General features: G+C 39.0%; 22 protein-coding genes, 1 tRNA gene and 1 pseudogene. 8 read left to right on the forward strand and 16 right to left on the reverse strand.

The annotated features are described in order from the left end of the window. Positions 1 to 209: 209 nt before the first annotated feature. Positions 210 to 389 (forward strand): annotated as a pseudogene (locus J500_RS17015) (IS3 family transposase); the annotation flags it as partial. Positions 390 to 567: 178 nt separating this feature from the next. On the opposite strand, the gene J500_RS00315 reads toward J500_RS17015, so the two are convergent. The 3 genes from J500_RS00315 to lipA form a co-directional block, all read right to left on the reverse strand. After that, positions 568 to 644 (reverse strand) — tRNA-Val (locus J500_RS00315). Positions 645 to 662: 18 nt separating this feature from the next. Further along, complete coding sequence (locus tag J500_RS00320; protein ID WP_034697650.1) at positions 663 to 2,666, reverse strand: transglutaminaseTgpA domain-containing protein; 2,004 nt, start codon at positions 2,664 to 2,666, stop codon at positions 663 to 665. A 283-nt stretch (positions 2,667 to 2,949) separates the two neighbouring features. Further along, a complete protein-coding gene (gene lipA, locus J500_RS00325) occupies positions 2,950 to 3,963 on the reverse strand; it encodes a lipoyl synthase (protein WP_004996863.1) in 1,014 nt (337 codons plus the stop codon). A 199-nt stretch (positions 3,964 to 4,162) separates the two neighbouring features. Here lipA and sthA point away from each other — a divergent pair, with 199 nt between their 5' ends. Then, positions 4,163 to 5,578, forward strand: coding sequence for a Si-specific NAD(P)(+) transhydrogenase (sthA, locus tag J500_RS00330; RefSeq protein ID WP_034697653.1), 1,416 nt, complete (start codon positions 4,163 to 4,165; stop codon positions 5,576 to 5,578). 149 nt (positions 5,579 to 5,727) lie between these two features. On the opposite strand, the gene J500_RS00335 is transcribed toward sthA, so the two are convergent. The 5 genes from J500_RS00335 to map all read right to left on the reverse strand — a co-directional run bounded on the left by J500_RS00335 (position 5,728) and on the right by map (position 10,410). Further along, positions 5,728 to 6,684: a TauD/TfdA dioxygenase family protein gene (locus J500_RS00335; protein ID WP_004996866.1), complete on the reverse strand. Its 957-nt coding sequence runs from the start codon at positions 6,682 to 6,684 to the stop codon at positions 5,728 to 5,730. A gap of 158 nt (positions 6,685 to 6,842) precedes the next feature. Continuing rightward, positions 6,843 to 6,974 carry a hypothetical protein gene (locus J500_RS17815; protein ID WP_004996870.1) on the reverse strand — a complete coding sequence of 44 codons (132 nt, stop codon included), beginning with the start codon at positions 6,972 to 6,974 and terminating at the stop codon, positions 6,843 to 6,845. Next, the gene (locus J500_RS00345; RefSeq protein ID WP_034697656.1) at positions 6,967 to 8,181 is read right to left on the reverse strand and encodes an MFS transporter; all 1,215 of its coding nucleotides are present in this window, start codon (positions 8,179 to 8,181) and stop codon (positions 6,967 to 6,969) included. The genes J500_RS17815 and J500_RS00345 overlap by 8 nt, the downstream gene beginning before the upstream one ends. Positions 8,182 to 8,315: 134 nt before the next feature. Then, positions 8,316 to 9,368, reverse strand: coding sequence for an OmpW/AlkL family protein (locus tag J500_RS00350; RefSeq protein ID WP_034697659.1), 1,053 nt, complete (start codon positions 9,366 to 9,368; stop codon positions 8,316 to 8,318). 214 nt (positions 9,369 to 9,582) lie between these two features. Then, positions 9,583 to 10,410, reverse strand: coding sequence for a type I methionyl aminopeptidase (gene map, locus J500_RS00360; protein ID WP_004988627.1), 828 nt, complete (start codon positions 10,408 to 10,410; stop codon positions 9,583 to 9,585). A gap of 209 nt (positions 10,411 to 10,619) precedes the next feature. Here map and rpsB point away from each other — a divergent pair, with 209 nt between their 5' ends. From rpsB to J500_RS00390, 6 genes are all read left to right on the forward strand, one after another. Then, a complete protein-coding gene (gene rpsB / locus J500_RS00365; RefSeq protein WP_004988625.1) occupies positions 10,620 to 11,369 on the forward strand; it encodes a 30S ribosomal protein S2 in 750 nt (249 codons plus the stop codon). A gap of 137 nt (positions 11,370 to 11,506) precedes the next feature. Then, a complete protein-coding gene (tsf, locus tag J500_RS00370; protein WP_004996875.1) occupies positions 11,507 to 12,382 on the forward strand; it encodes a translation elongation factor Ts in 876 nt (291 codons plus the stop codon). A 78-nt stretch (positions 12,383 to 12,460) separates the two neighbouring features. After that, entirely contained in the window at positions 12,461 to 12,967 is a 507-nt protein-coding gene (locus tag J500_RS00375; protein WP_004996880.1) for a DUF3465 domain-containing protein, read from the forward strand. Between the two features lie 131 nt (positions 12,968 to 13,098). Beyond that, entirely contained in the window at positions 13,099 to 13,947 is an 849-nt protein-coding gene (locus tag J500_RS00380; protein WP_004996881.1) for an AraC family transcriptional regulator, read from the forward strand. A gap of 83 nt (positions 13,948 to 14,030) precedes the next feature. Beyond that, positions 14,031 to 14,735 carry an AzlC family ABC transporter permease gene (locus J500_RS00385; RefSeq protein ID WP_004996882.1) on the forward strand — a complete coding sequence of 235 codons (705 nt, stop codon included), beginning with the start codon at positions 14,031 to 14,033 and terminating at the stop codon, positions 14,733 to 14,735. Next, on the forward strand, positions 14,732 to 15,052 hold the full coding sequence (locus tag J500_RS00390; protein ID WP_004996884.1) for an AzlD domain-containing protein: 321 nt from the start codon (positions 14,732 to 14,734) through the stop codon (positions 15,050 to 15,052). Before J500_RS00385 ends, J500_RS00390 begins: the two co-directional genes overlap by 4 nt. Before the next feature lie 37 nt (positions 15,053 to 15,089). On the opposite strand, the gene J500_RS00395 is transcribed toward J500_RS00390, so the two are convergent. From J500_RS00395 to J500_RS00430, 8 genes are all read right to left on the reverse strand, one after another. After that, on the reverse strand, positions 15,090 to 15,542 hold the full coding sequence (locus J500_RS00395) for a DUF962 domain-containing protein (protein ID WP_004996885.1): 453 nt from the start codon (positions 15,540 to 15,542) through the stop codon (positions 15,090 to 15,092). A 441-nt stretch (positions 15,543 to 15,983) separates the two neighbouring features. Beyond that, positions 15,984 to 16,595 (reverse strand): septal ring lytic transglycosylase RlpA family protein, encoded by a 612-nt coding sequence (locus tag J500_RS00400; protein ID WP_004996886.1) that lies wholly within the window; start codon positions 16,593 to 16,595, stop codon positions 15,984 to 15,986. 295 nt (positions 16,596 to 16,890) lie between these two features. Then, complete coding sequence (gene mltB / locus J500_RS00405) at positions 16,891 to 17,892, reverse strand: lytic murein transglycosylase B (protein ID WP_004996887.1); 1,002 nt, start codon at positions 17,890 to 17,892, stop codon at positions 16,891 to 16,893. A 33-nt stretch (positions 17,893 to 17,925) separates the two neighbouring features. Next, positions 17,926 to 19,068 (reverse strand): rod shape-determining protein RodA, encoded by a 1,143-nt coding sequence (gene rodA, locus J500_RS00410; protein WP_004988605.1) that lies wholly within the window; start codon positions 19,066 to 19,068, stop codon positions 17,926 to 17,928. Positions 19,069 to 19,207: 139 nt separating this feature from the next. Next, complete coding sequence (locus J500_RS00415; protein ID WP_004988601.1) at positions 19,208 to 19,858, reverse strand: hypothetical protein; 651 nt, start codon at positions 19,856 to 19,858, stop codon at positions 19,208 to 19,210. A 22-nt stretch (positions 19,859 to 19,880) separates the two neighbouring features. Further along, positions 19,881 to 20,696 (reverse strand): NADPH-dependent 7-cyano-7-deazaguanine reductase QueF, encoded by an 816-nt coding sequence (queF, locus tag J500_RS00420; protein WP_004996889.1) that lies wholly within the window; start codon positions 20,694 to 20,696, stop codon positions 19,881 to 19,883. Then, on the reverse strand, positions 20,693 to 21,466 hold the full coding sequence (locus J500_RS00425; protein ID WP_004996891.1) for an ABC transporter permease: 774 nt from the start codon (positions 21,464 to 21,466) through the stop codon (positions 20,693 to 20,695). The genes queF and J500_RS00425 overlap by 4 nt, the downstream gene beginning before the upstream one ends. Beyond that, positions 21,463 to 22,401, reverse strand: a complete 939-nt coding sequence (locus J500_RS00430; RefSeq protein WP_004988582.1) for an ABC transporter ATP-binding protein — start codon at positions 22,399 to 22,401, stop codon at positions 21,463 to 21,465. Before J500_RS00430 ends, J500_RS00425 begins: the two co-directional genes overlap by 4 nt. Between the last annotated feature and the right edge of the window lie 180 nt (positions 22,402 to 22,581).

Consider the following 22,581-nt stretch of genomic DNA (forward strand, 5'->3'; position numbering starts at 1 on the left):
GCTTGCTTTAAACTAGCCATAATTCCTGAGCAATATTGGAAAATGGATAGCTTGAAAGGATAACAAATAATTTAATATTTCTGTGAGGATAAAAGTTGATTTGTTCAATAGATCAACAATCGACAATAAAAAACACTCCACCGAAAGCAAATGAAAATTTGTATGTCATTGACGTGTTGACAAAATTACCAATTTCATTATTAGGGTGTGTTGCTGAATCCTTTTTTAGCAGCTTGAAGAAGGAAAGAATTAAAAAGTGAGTCTATAAAACTCGAGAAATAGTTCGTGCAGATGTGTTTGATTATATAGATATGTTTTACAATCGAGTCAGACGCTATTCGCATCTCGATGGGATGAGTCCAGAAGCATTTGAATCAGCTTCAAAATGATGCTGTTTCTTGTTTAGGATACTGGGAGTAGTCCAATTATTGTAAAGGGATACAACGTGTAGCTTCTTATATATCGCTATATAAGGTTATATAAAGCGATTAAAAACCCTTAAATCAAGATAATTTAAGGGTTTAATACTCATATAAAGTTATGTAACAGCATATGATTTTAAGTATTTGGTAGGCATATCCAGACTCGAACTGGAGACCTCTACGATGTCAACGTAGCGCTCTAACCAACTGAGCTATACGCCTAAGTGTGAGCAATCATATTCAGTTTTCAGCAGGATGACAAGTTTTTTCTGTACGCTTTAATTCAGATGAACAGTCTTTAAGCAATTGCTTGAATTTTATATGGTCTTCATGTGTAGATTGCCTAGAAAAGGTCAGTTTTTCATATGTTTTTATAATTTCATCAAAAGATTCTTGTTGTTGAACATTTTGCGCTAATCTAAACATCCAGCGTTTAAAGGTTTCACTAGTGCGTCTTTTGAGAGATTGTGGTAACTTTTTCTGAAATTTTAAAATGTCACGCTCAATTCTAGACCTTTGTTTTATGTTTCTAAACCAAAGCCACACGGCAAACAGCGCAACCAAAACGATAATAGTTATTATCATGATCAGTGCATAAGTATAGATAGAAAAAATACCTAATTTCGATAAAAAACTTTTCTGACGATCGACATCATAACCGACAACTTTATTTTGCCATTGATAGCCTAAGTAATCACTCCAGACCCTTAAGTTTTTAACAAAGTTAAAATTCTGTTGCTTCCAAAAATGACCTGTTTGCTCGCCCCAAATATGATCATTTTGTTGTAGATATTGCTGCATGCCTTCATCTACACGCTGAGGTGCAATGGCAGCTGTTGGATCGACACGTTGCCAGATTCCATCGATATAAACTTCGCTCCACGCATGAGCATCCAGCTGTCGAACTTCCCAACTTTGACCATCAGGTGCCATTTGCCCTCCTTGATAGCCAATGACAACCCGAGCGGGAAGACCTGCATAACGCATCAGCAGTACAAAGCTTGAAGCGTAATGTTCACAAAATCCTTTTTTTGTTTCAAATAAGAATTGATCTGTTCGATTTCCACTTAAAATTCCAGGTGATAGTGTATAAACAAAGTTTTGTTGTCGATACCACTGTAAAACATTATTGATATAAAGTTCAGGTTGCGCATGACTTTGTTGCCATAGCTGTTTAGCCAATATTTGAGTTTTGGATTGGAGTGGAAAATTAAGCTGTTGTGAATGTTGAAGATTAGTTTCAGCATTTTGATATTTAAAATCTTTTGAACCTATCCAACTCAGATGAATAGGCTGATTGCTTTGAACCATTCGACCTGCTTTTATACTGCCATCCGCATACATTTGATAAGTTGACTCAGCAGGGACAGAGTGCTCCAGTGACATGATCCATGTTTGTTGAGGTTCAGCCGATAAATATTGATAATCTATGGCTTTTAAGCGTTCATTATCATAATGAACAGGTGTTTGATTGATCGCGTTATTTGTCCAAGTTGCACCGTCGTAGTCATCCAGTACCATCGCTCTCCAATACATATCCTGTCGTTGTGGAAGTTGCTTGAGATCACCAAGAATCCGAAAAGCCAATGCCGAAGATTGTGATAATTGAGCAATATCTCCTGGAGACATACGATCACTCATTCCTGTGACAGCTTGACCAGATGCTATAGGAACTCGCCAAAGTGGGGGGAGGCGTGGGAAGAAAATAAAAAGCACAATAAAAAAAGGAATTGCGATGGTTAAAAATTTTGTCACAAGTTTTAAATCGTTTTTTATGGATATTTTTTTATTGTGTTGCGATAAAAATTTTGTGGTCTGAATCCGATATAAACCGATAAAACAAAAAATTAAGCAAAGAAGTACTACACATGTCATTACAAAAGACTGACTATGTAAAAATAAACTCGCGCTAACAAATAATCCAAAGTTAAAGGAAATTAATAAATCTCTAATATTTTTACTTTCCAAACACTTTGCAAATAAACAAGTACTAAGTAACGCGACGCCAGCTTCTACACCCCAAAAACTTTTAAACTTTATATAAATGGCAGCAAGACAGCTTAAGACAAATACCACTAATAAGCTTTTAGAGATTGGCGTAATTTTACCTTTTGAATAACGCCAAATGATGACGATGAGCATAACGCCCCATACACTGAGCAAAGTGAAGGGCATATATGGCAATTGCGCGATAAAAATGAGGGTAAGTAATGGAATCAGACAAAAATAAAGAATAGGTGTCATGACGTTAGAGCTTGAGATATAGAGTTAAACCACATTTTTAATTGACTCTTTTGCCGTAATTTTACTATAGCATTTCAGAGAAATATTTAAACAGCAAGAGCAGTAAACTACTGTAAAGCATGAGAGTTAAATATAAAAAATATATTGGTTATTTGCTTAAAAGATGATGACAGATCAATAGTTTTGACCTTTTAGAGAACGATTTTATTTTTTGAGTATTGGAGATGATCAGAAATAAAAAAACCTCTCAGTGGAGAGAGGTTTTAATAGAGAGATCGATTTATTACGCTTCGATTGTCTGAACTGTAATTTTTTTAGCAGGATCCACTTTACGACGAACTGCTGGTACAGGTTCACCATGATATTGACGATCTGCAAAGTAACTTGAACGTACCATTGGTGCAGACCAGATATTTCTAAAGCCGAGTTTGCGGCCATGCTCTGCATAGCGTTCAAATTCTTCAGGACTCACAAAACGGTCAATTGGCGCATGTTGTTTAGAAGGCTGTAAATATTGACCAATGGTGACATAGTCAACATCATGTTCGCGTAGATCATTCAATAAAGAAATCACTTCTTCTTCAGTTTCACCAATACCCACCATCAAGCCACATTTAGTTGGAATGTCAGGACAATATTCCTTAAACATTTTGAGCAGGTTTAAAGAATGCTGATAATCTGAACCAGGACGCATGGCTTTATAAAGGCGCGGTACAGTTTCAATATTATGGTTAAACACATCGGGTGGGCATTCGGTCATGATACGTAGCGCAATGTCCATACGCCCACGAAAATCAGGAACTAAAATTTCTAATAAGGTATTTGGACTTAAAGCACGCGCTTCTTTAATACAATCTACAAAATGTTGTGCACCACCATCGCGTAGATCATCACGGTCAACAGAGGTAATGACCGCATATTTCAATTTTAAGTTCGAAATTGTTTCTGCCATATGGCGCGGTTCATCAGCATCTAATGCATTTGGACGACCATGTGCAACATCACAAAATGGACAACGACGAGTACAGATATCACCCATAATCATAAAAGTGGCAGTACCACCACCAAAGCATTCTGGTAGATTCGGACAAGCAGCTTCTTCACAAACGGTATGTAATTTTTGCGAACGAAGTGTGGTTTTGATACGTTGCACCTCTTCAGGCGCGGTCATTTTTACGCGGATCCAGTCAGGCTTACGCGGGACTTCAACCGTAGGGACAACTTTTACAGGAATTCGGGCAACTTTTTCTGCGCCACGTAGCTTTACACCCTGTTCTGGTTTACGGTTTTCAGACATAGTCAACTGTTCCACTGTGATTCGAGAGGATTTCATTTGACTATTATAACGGACTTAGCCGTAAATTGGGCAAATTCACTATTCATTTAAAAAATGTCGTTATGCAAAGATATTGGCTTGAGAAATACATTATTGCACAGCATATTAGCTATAGTTTGTTATAAAATAGCAGCATAATTAGATTGCACAGGAGCTTTAAATGCCACGTAAGAAAGAGGTCATTAGTGGGAATTTCGTTAGATATGATGCGGTAGTTCTCGGTTCAGGACCTGCGGGCGAAGGCGCGGCAATGAAGCTTGCAAAAGCGGGTAAGCGAGTTGCAATTGTGGATATTCGAGAGCAACTGGGTGGCAACTGTACCCATGTTGGTACGATTCCAAGTAAAGCACTTCGTCAAACTGTTTCTAGTATTATTCGTTATCAACGTGATCCAATGTTTCAAAAAGTCGGTGAATGGAAAAAATTCACTATGAAACAGGTATTAAGTAATGCACATCGTGTGATCCAACAACAAGTTGCGACGCATACACGGTTTTACGATCGCAATAATATCGATGTGTTTCATGGGCGCGCGTATATTCAGGATAAAAATACAGCCATCGTTTTCAATCCTGAAGGGGTCAAGGAAACGATCGTATTTGATCAATTAGTCATCGCAACGGGTAGCCGCCCATCCCAGCCACAAGGTTTAGATTTTAAACATCCACGTGTGTTTGATTCGGATAAAATTCTGGATTTGGACTTCACTATTCAAAAAATCATTATTTATGGTGCGGGGGTGATTGGCTGTGAATACGCTTCTATTTTTATTGGTTTAAATCACAAAGTCGATTTAATTAATACGCAACAAAAACTACTGAGTTATCTGGATGATGAAATTGCAGATGCATTGTCTTATCACTTGCGTGAACAAGGTGTATTAATTCGCCATAATGAACAAATTGATCATTTGGAAACACACGATGATTATGTGGTTCTGCATCTACAAAGTGGTAAGAAAATCAAAGCCGATGCAATTCTTTGGTGTAATGGGCGTTCAGGCAACACAGATGGTTTGGGACTTGAAAACGTGGGTGTGACTCCGAACAGCCGCGGTCAGCTCGCAGTCAATGAAAAATACCAGACTGAAGCTGAAAATATTTATGCAGCGGGTGATGTTGTCGGCTGGCCTTCGCTAGCTTCTGCGGCGTATGACCAAGGTCGTTGTGCGGGTGCCAATATGAGTGGCGAGGAAAATGTAAAACCTGTAACCGATATTCCGACAGGGATTTACACCATTCCAGAAATTTCATGTTTTGGTAAAACTGAGCAACAGTTGACTGAAGAAAAAATTCCTTATGAAGTTGGTCAGTCATCATTCCGTCATTTGGCACGTGCGCAAATCACGGGTGATACGGTGGGCGAGCTTAAAATTTTATTCCATCGTGATACTTTGGAAATTTTGGGTATTCACTGTTTTGGCAATAATGCTTCTGAAATTATTCACATCGGGCAGGCCGTCATGCAAAGTCCAAATAATTCGATGAAGTATTTTATGGAAACTACATTTAACTATCCAACGATGGCAGAAGCCTATCGTGTGGCTGCGTTAAATGGTTTAAATCGACTGTTCTAAGATCGAATATTTAGAAAATATTGGTCTGGATAAAATTAAGCCCGTCATTTGACGGGCTTTTTTGCGATGACCTCTGATTATTTTTGTTTTGTTTTTCTTTTTATTAAAACAGACAAATTTGATCGTTTTATGACAATTTAGATTTTTTATTAAAAGGGGCGACTGCCTGCCAAGCTAATTCTTTTTAACAAACGTCTTTGATCGGCTGGGAACGGCTCTCTAGCATGCAACGTCACTTGATTGTCCCAAAAGACAATATCTCCAGTTTCCCATTGATGTTGATAGCGAAACTCAGGTTTTTCTAGATGTTGACGTAATTCTGCAATTAATTTTGCACCTGCCTGATCATCATAATTGACCAATTCAACTTCACTTTTGCTATTGAGCCATAATGCTTTACGTCCAGTCTCTGGATGGGTGCGTACCAATGGGTGAGGATACGCATGTCCTAAAATGGGTTGATCCTTGAAACGATACAAAGGACTATTGCTATAATTGCCTGAGCCTTTATTGCTTTGCGCACGAACAAAAGGATTATAAGTAATCAGTTGTAATTGATCGATTTGGGCTTGGGTTGCTTTATCCAAAGCATCATAAGCAGCAATGGTATTGAACCATGAAGTTCTTCCACCATCTTGAGGTAATTCAATCGCATACAGTAAAGAGCCAAACGAGGGAAGTGGTGTCCACTGATGATCGGCATGTGGAGCAAGTTCGCCGTGACCAGTATAATCACCCTGACCAACTGCATTGGAAACTGGAACAACATCGGGTGGGACACCTGTTTCTAAGTCATAGCCTAGCACTGGGTTGTCTTTACTTGGGCGAAAAATTGAACCAAAGTAACTAGCAAAAGCCAAAAATTGTAAATCATCTAAACGTTGATTTTTAAAAATAAGAATTAAATGTTCGGCCAATGCACGTTTGAGTTTAAAAATAGTTTCACCAGATTGAGCCTTGCTTGCATCAAGCCCTATCACTACTGCGCCCAGCGCTTGGTCTTTCTGAGCCACAATTTGGATTTCATGTGTATGCTGAAAATATTCTGGCTGATGCCAACGTGGTGCATCATGAATGGCTTGTGAAAGTTGCGTTAGGCTGCTCATCTAATATCGCTCTAATTATTTGGGAATTATCCAAGCATAGAAAAGACCTGCAACATATTAAAATGAGAAAAAATGCAAAGCTTATGATGGATTATTTTTTTAATCTATCCATTTGTTTTATATATTTTTAAGTGTTTGTGATAAACAAATATCTGATTTTAATGAGGACAAAATGCCTGATTGAAATAATGAAAAAGTTCAGGTGTTTTTGACCACATATAAATTGCCATCACCAAAGCAGTCAGTACAAAGAAAGCGACCAGATATTTAAGTGAATTTAGACTAATCATCAACCACACTCTCCTCAGTGACAAAGAAGTGTACGCATACACCTACTATACTCAATGCAATTGAAATCATCCAGATTGCATTGTAGTTTCCTGTCATATCGTGATTGAGTCCGCCCAGATAGCCACCAAAAAATGAACCGACCTGATGAGTGAAAAATACAATACCACTGAGCATAGACAAGTATTGAACACCAAACATATTGGCAACAATACCATTGGTTAATGGTACGGTGGATAACCAGAGTAGTCCCATTACAATACCAAAAGCATAAACGGTGATATTAGAAAGCGGAATTAACAGAAATGCGATAATCGCGATGCCGCGTAAGCCATACAGAAGCATTAATAATTTAGGTTTTGAATAACGATCGCCGAGCCAGCCAGCGCCATAAGTTCCAAAAATATTAAAAAGTCCAACCAAAGCTAAAAAGATAGTTCCTGTTGTGGCATCGAACCCATGATCAATCAAATAACCCGGTAAATGTACACCTAAAAATACGACTTGAAAGCCACAGACTAAAAATCCTAACGCTAACCACCAAAAGGGTCTATGATTTTTGGCAAGCGTTAAAATTTCTTTAAATGTTTTATTTGGTTGAATGGCACTAAAGCTAGGCGCTCGATAAGCAGGTGCATTTAGTGTCAATGCGAGCGGTATAATCAATGCAATTAGAATTGCACTGATGATTAAAGTTGCCGACCAGCCAAAATGTTGTAATAACAATAGGGTAGTTGGAAGCATGATAAATTGACCGAAAGAGCCTGCGGCACTGGCAATTCCCATCGCCATACTGCGTTTTTCTGGAGCGGCCGCTCGTCCAACGGCAGAAAGAAGAACAGAAAAAGAGGTTGCGGAGAGCGCCATTCCTAAAATCAGGCCTAAGCTGAGATTGAGTAATAATCCAGTTGAACTAAAAGCCATTAATAATAAGCCCAGCGTAAAAAGACCCCCGCCACAAGCAACGACTTTCTTACTGCCGTATTTGTCTGCCAAAGCCCCAGTAAAAGGTTGAACTACACCCCAAATTAAATTTTGCATGGCGATGGCAAGGCTAAAGACTTGATGATTCCAGCCAAATTCATGACTCATGGGAACTAAATACAAGCCAAAAGAATGTCGTACACCCAATGACAATGCCAAAATACATGCACTTCCAATGAGCATATAAATCATGGTCTTAGAAAATGTAGTATTTGGATTAGACATATTTATCGACGAAGAAATAATAGTTTGGCGCTATTGTAGATCACGAATCTACAAAATTCGATACAGCCTCTCTATTATTTGAAAGTTACACTAATAAAAAAAGCAGCCTAAGCTGCTTTAATCGTAAAAATAGATTAAAAACGATAACCTACACCAACATAAGTAATGATGGGGTCAATATCGATTTTGGTTTTAGCATTGATCAACTCTTTACCTGTATTATTGTCAGTGACGCTAATTTTGGCTTCATTATTCATTTTTGAATAAGACACTGAACCAGCAGCAAACCAATTTTCATTAAAATCATAGGTTGCTCCTAAAGTTGCAATTGGTGCAAAAGTATCGGTAGTTTTGACCTTTACTCGTGGATCGGCAGAGGATGTCTTACCATCTAATGCTGCACCAGCTTGTCCATCGTGAATATTTTGAATCATGTGACCTGCGGCAACCAAATCTGATTCAATCCCTGAGTTCAGTTTTACATCATTAAAATAGGCATACATCACCCCAACACCTACATAGGGACGGAATTTATTTACACCTGATTTACCAAATTGGTAATGTAATTCTGCGGCAGGTAACCAAGCGCGTACTGAGGCTGCCTTACCACCCTGAGTTAAATCAGTGATGTGAATATCTTTTTTAAGATCTATTGAACCCAATGGAGTATCCGCTGATCCTGACAAAGGTGCATAAATATCGCCTTTACCTTTTATATCCACTTTGGGTGGAATACCTGCTTTAACCTCAAGAGAGACATGATCGGTAAAATGGTAGTTCAGCATCATGCCGACAGTATCAACATCATCTGCTTCGAGACCAGTTCCATCCGCCTGCCAATTAGACAATCCATTAATAGTTGATGTGCCAGATAAACCGCTCGGTAAAGTTTCTAAAGGCAGAAGTTGCAGAGCACCATAAAGTAGAGGATTTGAATCTTTTACCGCAGCATTAAGTACGGCATCTTTTGAAACTTCTCCGACTTTGGCGGTAGTTCCTTCAGCAATACTGGTATTCACATTGACATTATTGGCTTTTCCTTGTGGCATGGCATGTAACCAACCAATCGAGGCGGAAAAACGCTTAAAGCCATCGCCATCCTTAAAACTGAAATAAGGTGAATCGGCATAAGATAAAGTGGGCAGTACAATAAGACTCGTCGCTATTCCTAGCAAAGACTTTTCCATGAGGGGACTCCATGTCCAATTTACGTTTGTAGATAATTTTTATGCGCCCACCATAACGCTTTTTTATTTTTTACAATGTTCAAAAAAAATTAATAAATGTAATGAAAATGAAATACTAGGTATGTTTTTTGAAAATATGCATAATAAATACTGTAAAAATACACAAAAAAGGCCACAAAAATGTAGCCTTTATGAAGAAAAGATGAGGATTTAACTATTTTTGAAAACGTGATAAGTCTTCTTCTGGACGTGCAGTTAAAACTTCAAGACCAGTTTCAGTCACCAAAATGGTATGTTCGTATTGTGCAGATAATTTATGATCTTTAGTGACCACCGTCCATTTATCGCCTAAAAGTTTCGTCTGCCAGACACCCGCATTGACCATAGGCTCAATGGTAAATGTCATACCTGCTTCAAGTTGCATCCCCGTACCTTTTTGACCATAGTGCAAGACTTGTGGTTCATCATGAAAGACAGTTCCAATGCCATGTCCACAATATTCACGTACTACGCTAAAACGTTCTGATTCCACATATTTTTGAATCGCATAGCCAATATCGCCAATATAAGAGCCTGCTTTTACAGTTTCCATACCGCGATACATAGCTTCCTGAGCCACTTTACATAAGCGATTTGCCAGAATAGAAGTTTCACCACCGACCACATACATCATGTTGGTATCACCGTGATAACCATCTTTAATCACCGTGACATCAATATTTAAAATATCGCCATGTTTTAACACTTTGTTTTCAGAAGGAATGCCGTGACAAACCACATGGTTGACCGAGGTGCAAATGACATGCTGAAACGCTGGTCGACCAGGCGCTGCTCCATAACCCAAACATGCTGGAATGGCCTGTTGAATATTGACGATATAATCATGACAAATGGTGTCGAGTTCAAGCGTGGTTACACCCGGGACAATATGCGGCTTAATCATGTCCAACACTTCAGCCGCCAGCTTGCCTGCGATGCGCATTTTTTCAATTTCATCAGGAGTTTTAATTAATCGGCGAGGGGCTGTATAAGTACTATTCATGATCTCTAAAAACTTTTGGTAATTTGTAGGTGTCTATGGTATAAATAGCCGCCCATTTTATCAAATGCTTTTCGTGAATATCCTTTACGAACAAATTTGATGGACTGGAAAAATCCGCACATATGTCGTCACGTTACTCTGGGTGCCTTTTATAAAGGTGGAGAATGCTGGACATATGGAGGCCTAACCCAACTTTAAGGTAAAGAAAAATGGCAGAATACAACGTAAGCATGCGTGACCTTCTTCAAGCAGGCGCGCACTTTGGTCACCAAACTCGTTTCTGGAACCCAAAAATGCGTCAATACATTTTTGGCGCGCGTAACAAAATTCACATCATCAACCTTGAGCATACTGTTCCTGCGTTAAATGATGCTTTGAACTTCGCTAACCAGTTAGCAAGCAAAAAGAACAAAGTTTTGTTCGTTGGTACAAAACGTGCTGCTTCAAACATCATCCGTGAACAAGCTCAACGCGCTGGTCAACCCTATGTAGATCACCGTTGGTTAGGTGGTATGTTGACGAACTGGAAAACACTTCGCCAATCTATCAATCGTTTAAAAGACCTTCAAACTCAATCTCAAGACGGTACTTTCGCTAAGCTGACTAAGCGTGAAGCGTTAGAGCGTACTCGTGAGATGGATAAACTTGAGCGCTCTTTAGGCGGTGTTAAGAACATGGGTGGTTTACCTGACGCATTATTTGTAATTGACGTTGACCACGAAGCAATTGCGATTAAAGAAGCTAAAAACTTAGGTATTCCTGTTATCGGTATCGTTGATACAAACTCAAACCCAGACAATGTTGATTACATCATTCCTGGTAATGACGATGCGATCCGTGCAGTAACTTTGTATGCTTCAGCAATGGCTGATGCAATTCTTGCTGGTAAAGAATACGCTCAAACTCAAGCAAATGCACAAGCAAAAGGCGAAGAAGCGAAAGAAGCTCCTGAGGCTTAATGCGTTTTGACGCAAGCTTGTCATTTTTGCGACATGTAATGGTGGCAAATTAAAGCGTCGAAAAGCAAACGGCCCAGGTTTTACTTAGGGCCGTTTTTGTTGAACAGATTTATTTTCTACCGATTTAGGAGAACAACATGACTGCAATTACTGCAAGCATGGTAAAAGAATTACGTGACCGTACTGGTCTTGCAATGATGGAATGCAAAAAAGCATTAACAGAAGCGAACGGTGACATTGAGCTTGCGATTGATAACCTTCGTAAATCTGGTCAAGCAAAAGCTGCTAAAAAAGCGGGTAACATTGCAGCTGATGGCGCGATCACGATCGTTCAAGATGGTAATAAAGCAGTATTGGTTGAAGTAAACTGCCAAACTGATTTCGTTGCAAAAGACGAAAACTTTGCAAACTTCTCAAATGCAGTAGCTCAAGCGGTTTTGGCATCTGGTGAAACTGATCCTGCTAAAATTGCAGAATTAAAATTAGCTGACGGTCAAACTGTTGAAGAAGCTCGTATTGCGCTTGTTCAAAAAATTGGTGAAAACATTCAAGTTCGCCGTGCCAAAATCGTAACTGGTGATGCACTTGCAGTTTACAAACACGGTCTTCGTATCGGTGTTGTGGTTTCTTATGCGGGTGATGCTGAAACTGGTAAAGGTATTGCAATGCACGTTGCTGCGTTCAATCCAGTTGCAGTAAATGCTGAAGCGGTTTCTGCTGACCTTATCGCGAAAGAGAAAGAAATTGCTGAAGCAAAAGCAATTGAATCTGGTAAGCCTGCAAATATCGTTGAAAAAATGGTATCTGGTTCAGTTGAAAAATATTTGAACGAAGTTGCACTTGATCGTCAAATGTATGTTATCGACAATGACAAGAAAGTTGCTGATGTATTAAAAGCATCTGGTACTAATGTTGTTGAGTTTGTACGTTTCGAAGTGGGTGAAGGGATTGAGAAAAAAGCAGAAATGAGCTTCGCTGAAGAAGTTGCTGCTGCTCAAGCCGCTGCAAAATAATTTTATTTTGCCAAGAAAAGCCCCGTTTGGGGCTTTTTTTATATTTAGATGATGCATAACAAGTAGATGAGAACAACAATGAGCAAGAAACAAAACTATTTAATGATCGCTATCATTGCGTTTATAGCGGGTTATTATGCGTATTCCGTTATAAAGCCAAATTCACGATTAAATAATGAGACTACCCACCATGAAATGCAAAATCAAGTGGTGCTCGATCAGAATCAAGACAACCAAACTCAAGCACAACAAGGGTTACAAGCTATTTCAGATGCTTTTGCACAGCATCGAAGTCATATTCAGGTGCAGACTAGCGGTAAAGTTAAAGCAGTTCTGGCTGATGATCATGAGGGTTCTCGTCATCAAAAATTTATTCTCAGTCTAGCGAATGGTTTAACGGTTTTAGTTGCGCATAATATTGACCTTGCGCCTCGCATTGAGCATTTAAAAAAAGGCGATACGGTTGAGTTTAATGGTGAATATGAATATAACCCAAAGGGCGGAATCGTTCACTGGACGCATCGTGATCCTCGTGGTACCCATGAAAATGGTTGGTTAAAGCATAATGGACAAACTTATCAATAAGTTTTTGAAGTTTGGGAATAGTAAAATATCGAGTAAATCAAATCGCAGTGATTTGTGATTTACAGCAATTTTATTCTAGACAGTTTGTCTGTACATGCTAAGGTTGCCTGTAGAGCAGAATGAGGCAGAATATGCAGCAAGAACAAGCCAACTATTTACATGTTCGTGAATTAGGTGGCTTAGAATTACTAAAAGCACATTATCACCAGACACAATTTTCCAAACATGTGCATGAAGGCTATTGTATTGGCGTAATTGAAGATGGCGCACAGTCTTTTTTTAGGACGGGTGAGCTGCATATCGCGCCTAAAGGCGATATTATTTTAGTCAATGCCGATGAAATTCATACAGGCTCATCCGCTGTGGAGTCGGGTTGGCGTTATCGTGCGATTTATCCAACCCCGGAAATGTTGAGTGAAATTGGCAGAGATGTTTTTGTAGATCGGCACGGAGCGCCGTGGTTTCCGCAAGCTGTAGTACGCGATGAAGGGCTAGCCCAGCAATTGTGTTTACTTTTTGATTTGCTTGAGCAAAAAGAGAATGTTTTGCTGAAAGAAAGTATGTATTTGTCTACTTTAACTTACCTTATGTCGCGTCATGGACAATATCAGCGTAACTTGGTCAATGTACCAGAAGCTCAGAGAAAAATATTAATGATTAAGGAATTATTGGCGAGTACTCCTGAAAATCATTATAGTTTAACTGAATTGGCGAATTTGGCAGGTCTGAGCGCGTGGCATTTCTTACGTCAATTTAAAAAATACGTAGGATTGCCACCACATGGTTGGTTGGTACAAGTACGATTGCATAAAGCAAGACAAATGCTTAAAAAGGAACATTCAATTGCGACTGTTGCAACGCTATGTGGCTTTTCTGACCAAAGTCATTTCAATCGACATTTTAAAAAGGCGATGGGTGTAACACCTGCTCAATATATCGCCAATCTAAGATACTCAAACCCAGCTCATCTCACTGAATAGCAATTTTATACAAGGCAACAACTTTAAAATCGTCCATAATTTGTATTTATTCACCTTCAAATCAAAATTTGGATGAGTATTCAATGTCTTTACCTGATTCTTCATCTTTTAGGACGCGTCCTTTTTTTCAGGGCGTCATGGCAATTATGCCGCTTTCCATCGCAGTTATTCCGTGGGGGATTCTGGCAGGTTCGATGGCAGTCAATGCAGGTTTGTCTTTTGCTAAAGCCTTTGCGATGTCTTCATTAGTTTTTGCTGGCGCGGCTCAATTGGTGAGTTTAAGTCTAGTCATGGAAGGGGCTTCTACACTCACCATTTTAATTACGATTTTTTTTCTTACTTCGCAGCATTTTATTTACGCTTTGACCTTTAGAAATAATATTTCGGTATTACCCGTCAGACAGAGACTACCTCTTGGTTTTTTACTGACAGATGAATTATTTGCAGTCAGTTTAGCTCCAGAAAAACGTCATCCAGATTATATGTTAGGGGCTGGATTATGTTTTTATCTATTTTGGCTGGTATTTAGTGTTGTTGGAATTTTGCTGGCACATATGATTCCAAACTTAATGAACTATCATCTGGATTTTTCAATTGTCGCGATTTTTATTGCCATGGTTGTCCCTTTAATCAAAAATTTTCGGGTGGTTTTGGCAGTATTGGTCACTTGCCTGAGCGGTTTTATATTGCGTCTTTATCACGTGGAAGGGGCAATCCTGATTTCTGGTTTACTTGGCATGGTAACTGCTGTTTATCTCGAGCGCTTCGCAGAGGAGAGCAAAGAATGACATGGCTCATGATCTGTGCGTTAGCTGCTATCGTATTTTTTAATCGTTATATCTTTTTATCGCCCAATATTCATATTCGACTACCAACCTTTATTGAACGAATGTTGAAATATTCAGCCCCCTGTTTGTTGACTGCGATTTGTTTACCAATCGTATTTTTTGAGGGTAATCAAATTAGAGCGCTTCCGACAAATGCTTATCTATATGCCGCTATTTTGTGTGTGGTATTGGCTTATTTGCGCATAAAAATTATCTATAATGTAATCATTAGCTTATTGTTCTTTTATGCACTAAATTTTATGTTTCATACGCTATAAGCTTTAGGCGAAATCAGCCTAAAGCTTATAGGCTAGTTTATGAATTGGATAAACCTAGCTGACGACTTTTCCAGTTTGGAAATACTTTTGCAAGATAAGCATCCATACACCAGACTGGTCCAATCAGTAAAAATTGTAAATCTTTGAAAAAAGATGGTTTTTTTCCTTCAATCTTATGACCATAAAATTGGCCAATCCAGGCAATGATAAAAATGCCAATATAAAATCCGAATCCCACAGGAAGTATATAAATTAACCATGCCATGATTGCGATCAGTGCGACCATCGCAACAGCAAGTACTAAATCGAGTCGAGCATAAAAAACAAGAGTGAGAACCAGTAAAAGTGCAGTGAGCAGAGCGCTAAAATGGGCAACAATCCCTATAATCGAAAAAAGAATAGCGGGAACGCAGACCCAGTGAATGGCTTTGTTGGTTTTATTTTGATGACTATCGCTGTAGTCATCAAACCATTCAGTAATTGTTTTCATGATGCACTCCATGCATGTTAAAAAACGGTTCTAAAATTGAATATAGACCAGAATTTTAAATGCGTCAAAAGACATCTTGAATGTACCAGTCATCTTGTCCAATTGAGCGTTCAAAATCATGCAATTTTAAAGAAAAATACGACACACCGTAAAATTGCTCAAAATATTTGGCGTATTAGCGCCTTTAAAACGCGTATAAACGTAATATTTGATAAAAACAATACTAGGGTAGCTTTTTTAAAATTAAACGGCTCTAATCGCAAATGGTGAGGAAATAACTAAATTGGAACTGATGTAAAAAATTTGTGTATAAAAAATGCCTGATTTGAAGTTTCTGTAGAATGTAAAATTCAGGTTGAATAGAGATAAAAGTATTGTCTGAAAAATAAAAAAGAGCCACAGGATGCGGCTCTATAAAGCAGTGAATAGGAGTTTTAATAATTAAGAATTTGGTCCATCAACACGTTCAATACTGACTTTCGCTGTGCCTGCATTGGTCAGACCGATGCGTTTGGCAGCACCATAAGATAAATCAAGAACACGATTGCCATGGAAAGGACCACGATCGTTAACTTTCACGACAACACTTTTACCATTGTCTTTATTGGTCACACGGATGTAACAGTTTAACGGCAAGCTACGATGAGCAGCAGTGAGCTCATTCATATCAAACGTATCGCCACTGGCTGTTTTACGACCATGAAATTGACGACCATACCAAGATGCAATCCCTGTTTGTGTAAATTTACGAACAGTGTTTGATGCAACAGTATTTAATTTTTCAATCACTGAAGGCTCATCTTCAGGAACTTCAATTTTTGCCGCAATGGTTTGACGACGGATTTGATCACCCGAACTTTCGGTGATTGAAAGACTATTCAAGTTTGAAAAATGTGAATTAAAACTTTGTGACTGTTTGTTTAGCACACGTGCTGCAAGGCTAGAACTTTCAGTATCATTTGAAAGAGAGCTTGCTGGCATCATTTCAGCCTGAGACTGCGTAACCGTCAGTCCGACTGTAAGCGCTAAGACATATTTTAGCGAAAACTGCATTACTTAAACTCCTACAGACACGAAAAACGCTTTTTAATTCAGGCGGATTCCTAAAAAATTAAAGCGGAAAGTGTCTAAATTATTCACTTTTGCAATTGCTTTATGGAGGAGGATGATATTCAGCGCTGAATCATAGTGTCTAGTCTTTGCTAGAAAAAAGTTACAAAAAGGACAAAAACTCACAAAAAACGGTTAATAAATGATCAATTTTGTAACAAATCATTTAAAAAGTATTTTTTGTGAGCAATGCATCATAAATTTTTATTGACTTTTGTATTTTATTTAAAAATTCGTGTTAACGGCTTGCAACCTCAGTACCCAATAACCACACCGCAGTCGCATACATTCTGCTTCGATTGTAGGTCGTGATCACTTGGAAATTAGGGTAGGTAATATAGTACATAGGTCCATAATTTTCTTGAAGTTGAATGACATTTACCAGATCTAGATTATCGATTTTGATAATCGGATTAAGTGGGGTTACGCCCTGATCTTTTAATGTGCCATAGGGAACGGGTTGAGTCAGATCTTTGGCAATCACACTGTCGGGATTAGAACCTATATAACGTGCTGCAAATCCGATCGGTCGGTTACGTTGCCAGCCATTTTGAGCCAGATAATTTGCAATAGAGGCGATCGCATCTTCTGCGGAATTTCTTAAATCAATATGCCCGCTGCCATCGTAATCCACGCCGTACTTGGTAATATTGCTTGGCATAAATTGTGGATAGCCAATCGCACCTGCATAAGAACCTACAATACTATTGGTTGGATAGCCTTCTTTATACGTCCATGCTAGCAATGAGCTCAGTTCATCACCAAAATACTCAGCACGACGTGGATATCCAAATGCCAGCGTCGCGAGCGCATCTCGGGTGATGAAAGAGCCTCTATTGGCGCCATAACCCGTCTCAACCCCTAAAATGCCCAAAATAACGGACTGAGGGACGCCAAATTGCTGTTCAGCGCGATTGAGCACATCTGCATACTGATTTTTAAATCGTACACCGCGTTGAATTGTTCCTTCGCTGAGAAACATTGCTTTATAGTCATACCACGGTTTGCTTTCACCAGGGCGGGTCATAATGGTTAAAATATTGGGTAAGTTTCGCGCGCCATTCATCGCACTATCAATTTGTTCAGCACTTAGACCATATTTGGACATGGTTTTTTGTTTAAATGCTGCGTAATTGGGATCATTTATAAATTCATTGGCTTCAGCACATACTGCTGCGGCAAGAAAACCGCTAAAAAGACAAAATTGTTTCAATGGTTTTTTCAATACCAGTTTCAACATGATTTAAAGTTTTCCTAATTATAGAGTGACCCATCAACGATGAGTGTGAATGGACATCACCAGTCCAAAAGTGGCCATTAAGGTAATAATTGCCGTTCCGCCATAGCTCATAAAAGGTAAAGGCACACCGACTACAGGTAAAATACCACTGACCATGCCTGCATTTACAAATACATAAACAAAAAAGGACAAACCTAATGCACCAGCAACCAAACGCCCATAGTTATGGAAGCAGTTCATACCGATCTGGAAAGTTCTAAAAATAATGGCAAAATAAAGAAGGATTAAAATAGTGACGCCGATCAGACCAAATTCTTCTGAAAATGCCGCGATAATAAAGTCAGTATGACCTTCAGGTAAGAAGTGTAAATGTGATTGAGTGCCTTCAAGGAAGCCTTTTCCTGAAAAGCCGCCAGAACCGATGGCTGTTTTAGACTGGATAATATTCCAGCCTGTACCTAGAGCATCCGCTTCTGGATTAAGCAAAGTGAGTACGCGCTGTCTTTGGTAGTCATGTAGTAAAAATTCCCATGCAATTGGAATAATAATGCCAGCACCAATCAGCGCAGCACCAATCATTTTCCAAGATAGTCCACTGAGAAAGAGTACAAACATACCACTGGCCAAAATGAGCACAGAAGTTCCCAAATCAGGCTGTTCAGCGATTAGTAGAAAAGGGATACCAATCAACACCAAAGAAAGGATGACATTCATAAAACTTGGGGGCAGTGGTTTACGTGATAAAAACCACGCAATCATCATCGGCATGCCAATTTTCATAAATTCGCTGGGCTGTACACTTCCAAACCCTGGAATATCAATCCAGCGTTTTGCACCCATACGAATTTCGCCAAATACCATGACGGAGATCAGTGATAAAACCCCAAACGCATAAAAATACGGTGAAAAGGCTTGATAAACTTTGGGGGGGATCTGAGCCAAGGTGATCATCACGGCAAATCCGATACCAAAACTCATGGCTTGCTTGGTGACCAGCCCAACATCCTGTGCGGAGGCGCTATATAAAACGGTCAATCCCAGACAGGCGTTTAGAATTAAAAAAGTACATAGCCAAGGGTCAATATGTAATTTTTGAAAGCGTGAAGGTTGCATAGCTGTGCTTAAGCCATCACGGGGTGCTTGACGTAAAAATTTGTATTGAGAACTTGGAGACATGCGATTTTATACAGGGTCAATCAATGCTTGGCGCATGCTAACATAACTGCTGTTTTAGGCAATGTATATCCATATTTTGCAATAAAAAAAAACCCGACTTTTGCCGAGTTTTCGATGAAGATTCTATTATAACGATCAATCAATTGAAAAATAATGTGTCGTGATATTCTGCCAAGGCATTAATTTCCTCTTTATGTAAATGAGGAATGAGCTTGTCGATGGCAATATGTACGGCCTTTGTCACCGCTGCTGCACCAATATCGGCACCTTTTCGTTTGATCATGCCTAAATCTAGAGTTTTATTGAAATCAATCATGAAATGACGAATCGTGGCATCAGCAAATTGTTTGTATTGCTCAGACAATACGCGACGATCGACCTCGTTTCCTGCTTTGATTTCAGCAAAGCTATTTTTAAGATTGGTCACCAGTGTCGGATCAAGATCTTCACCGACTCGATAACGACCTTCTGGGTCTTTATGTAAACTATGTTCAGAAAATTCGATAGATTGTTTAACCACATCGTTCGGTGCTTTACTTAATAGTTGTTTAAGTAGAACAGCAACTGTTGATTTGACATAGCCTGCCAGTTTTTCGGCTGTTTCACGCTTATCACTTTCAGGAAAACGACGGACGAGCTCAAGCAAAATGGCATCCAGAATTTCATCATTAATCTGTAAAGCAACTTCATCACGTAATGGATAAAGCGGTTCACTTGAATTTTTTTTCTGAATACCAGTTTGAATATTGTTGAGCAATGATTCAGACGGGATAAAACCAAAAAATGGCATATAAGTTCCTCAATTATTCGTTTTATTGTCGAGCCAATCGGATAGGGTTTGGCATCCATGACAAATCCGATACACGACATGGATTGATATCCAGTCCTCCACGACGTGTATATGTTGCATATACCATCAGCTTTTCGGGTTGCAGGTGAGTCCAGATATCGGCAAACATCTGTTCTACACATTGCTCGTGAAAGCCATTGTGCTGACGGTAGGAGATAATATACGCCAAAATACTACGATAACAAGGCTTAAGCCCTTGAAAACGTATAAATACCGTGCCCCAGTCGGGTTGTCCTGTTACAGGACAATTACTACGCAATAAATGTGAAAATAGTGTGACATCCACATGATCTTGCTGTTCTACATCTAGTTTTAAAAGTCCAGCATTTGGATGATTTTCCAGATGCTCAGGAATTAAATCATCGATACAGATGCCTTGAGGTTTGGTAATTTCTAGCGCATCTACATCAAACAATTCAAGCGTCACTTTTGCATTGGCAGCTTGGCTTAAATCTTGTTCTACAAGGTCAATTAAATCCTGTTTTGAATCGAGCCGATGAAAATTTAAACTATTAAAATAAAGTTTAAGCGATTTAGACTCGATCAAATTGGTTGAAGTCGCGGGTAGCGTAATACGACCAATCGCAACTTGTGGAATACCTAAGGCATTCAACCATGACAATTCAAAAACATGCCACCAGTCTAAACCCTGAGTAATGCCTTTTAAGTCAGCATAATTTTCACGCGAAAGGGCACGGGCAATTGGAAATAAAACACTGGGCTGATATTCAGTAGGATATTCAGTTTCTTTACCCAATAAAGATTGTTCAACACTCATTCACGCATTCCTGAACCACGAGCTAATAAATAGTAAGCGACCGCATATAAAACGGCACAGCAAATTGTTACGATGACAAGGGAAAGCGTCACATTGACATCACTTTGCCCTAAAATTCCATAACGAAAGGCATTGACCATATAAACAATTGGATTAATTAATGATAAATGTTGCCAAAATGGAGCCAAAGCACTAATCGCATAAAATACACCGCCCAAATAAGTCAGCGGAGTAAGTACGAAAGTCGGGATAATCGAAATGTCATCAAAGGATTTGGCATAAACCGCATTAATAAAGCCGCCAAGCGAAAATAAAAAAGCGGTCACTAAAACGGTATAGATCGTCACGAACCAATTATGGATATAAAGGTCTGTAAAAAATAAACTCATGATGGTGACGATAATCCCAACAAGTACACCGCGACACACCCCACCAATCACATAGCCCCATAAAATAAGATGTAATGGCACTGGACTCATGATTAATTCTTCAATGCTTTTTTGAAATTTAGCACTAAAAAAACTGGAGGAGACGTTGGCATAACTGTTGGTAATAATTGCCATCATGATCAAGCCAGGAACGATAAATTGCATATAGCTAAAGCCAGCCATTTGTCCCACACGCGAACCGACGAGATTACCAAAAATAATGAAGTACAAACTCATGGTAATTGCAGGTGGCAATAGGGTCTGAGGCCAAATCCGCATGAAACGACGGATTTCTTTACGAACTAATGTCCAGAGTGCGGTTTGTAATTGGGCGAAATTCATGATGCTGCTCCCTGAAGATTCTTTTCGACCATTTTGACAAAGAGTTCTTCAAGGCGATTAGATTTGTTACGCATGCTACGGACAGTGATTCCTTGAGCCTCTAAAAGCTGGAAAAGATCATTGAGCGAATGAGCCTTATCCATGGTGACTTCTAAAGTCATTGGATCAATCTGGTTAAATCGAACGCCAATAATATTAATGTTATCTAAGGGTTCAATCGGATAAGCGAGATCAAAAATAAAGGATTCTTCACTGAGTTGATTCAGGAAGTTTTTCATAGAGGTATCTTCTTTGATCGTCCCTCGATCAATAATAGCAATTCGACGGCAGAGCATTTCTGCTTCTTCGAGATAATGGGTTGTCAAAATAATAGACGTTCCATTATTATTCATTTCGACCAGAAAATCCCACATGGAACGTCGAAGTTCAATATCAACCCCCGCAGTAGGTTCATCCAGAATCAATAATTTGGGTTCATGCATCATGGCACGGGCAATCATCAAACGGCGTTTCATCCCGCCAGAAAGCATACGTGACTGGATATTACGCTTTTCCCAAAGTCCTAATTTTTCTAGATAAAGTTCTGCACGTTGTTCTGCCAGTTTTTGCGGAATGCCATAATATCCCGCTTGAGTGACGAGAATATCAAAGGTTTTCTCAAATTGACCAAAGTTAAATTCTTGGGGAACGACACCGAGGCATTGTTTGGCATGAGAAGGATGAGTGTCCAGATTATGTCCAAAAATCTCGACTGTTCCAGAGGTTTTTTTGGTCAATGAACTAATAATACTGATGGTGGTTGATTTACCTGCACCGTTTGGCCCTAAGAGTGCATAAAATTCGCCTTCAGGAACGGTTAAATCAATTCCTTTAAGTGCCTGAAATCCATTGCGATATGTCTTAGACAAATCGTGTAACTTCAATGCATCAGTCATGAAAATCTCACAATACGAAATAGTAGCGGTATTTTGATCGATCTGAAAACATAAGCCAAGTGTATTAATAGGATTTAATCAAACTAAATTTGCAACGATAGTCATTCACTTTATAGGGTGCAAAAGATGTATGGGGCATTTAAATTTATTTTAAAGTGATGATTAATTAAACATAAATGC

This window comes from Acinetobacter sp. 479375 (assembly GCF_000581715.1).
In the GTDB taxonomy this organism is placed as follows: Bacteria; Pseudomonadota; Gammaproteobacteria; order Pseudomonadales; family Moraxellaceae; genus Acinetobacter; species Acinetobacter ursingii.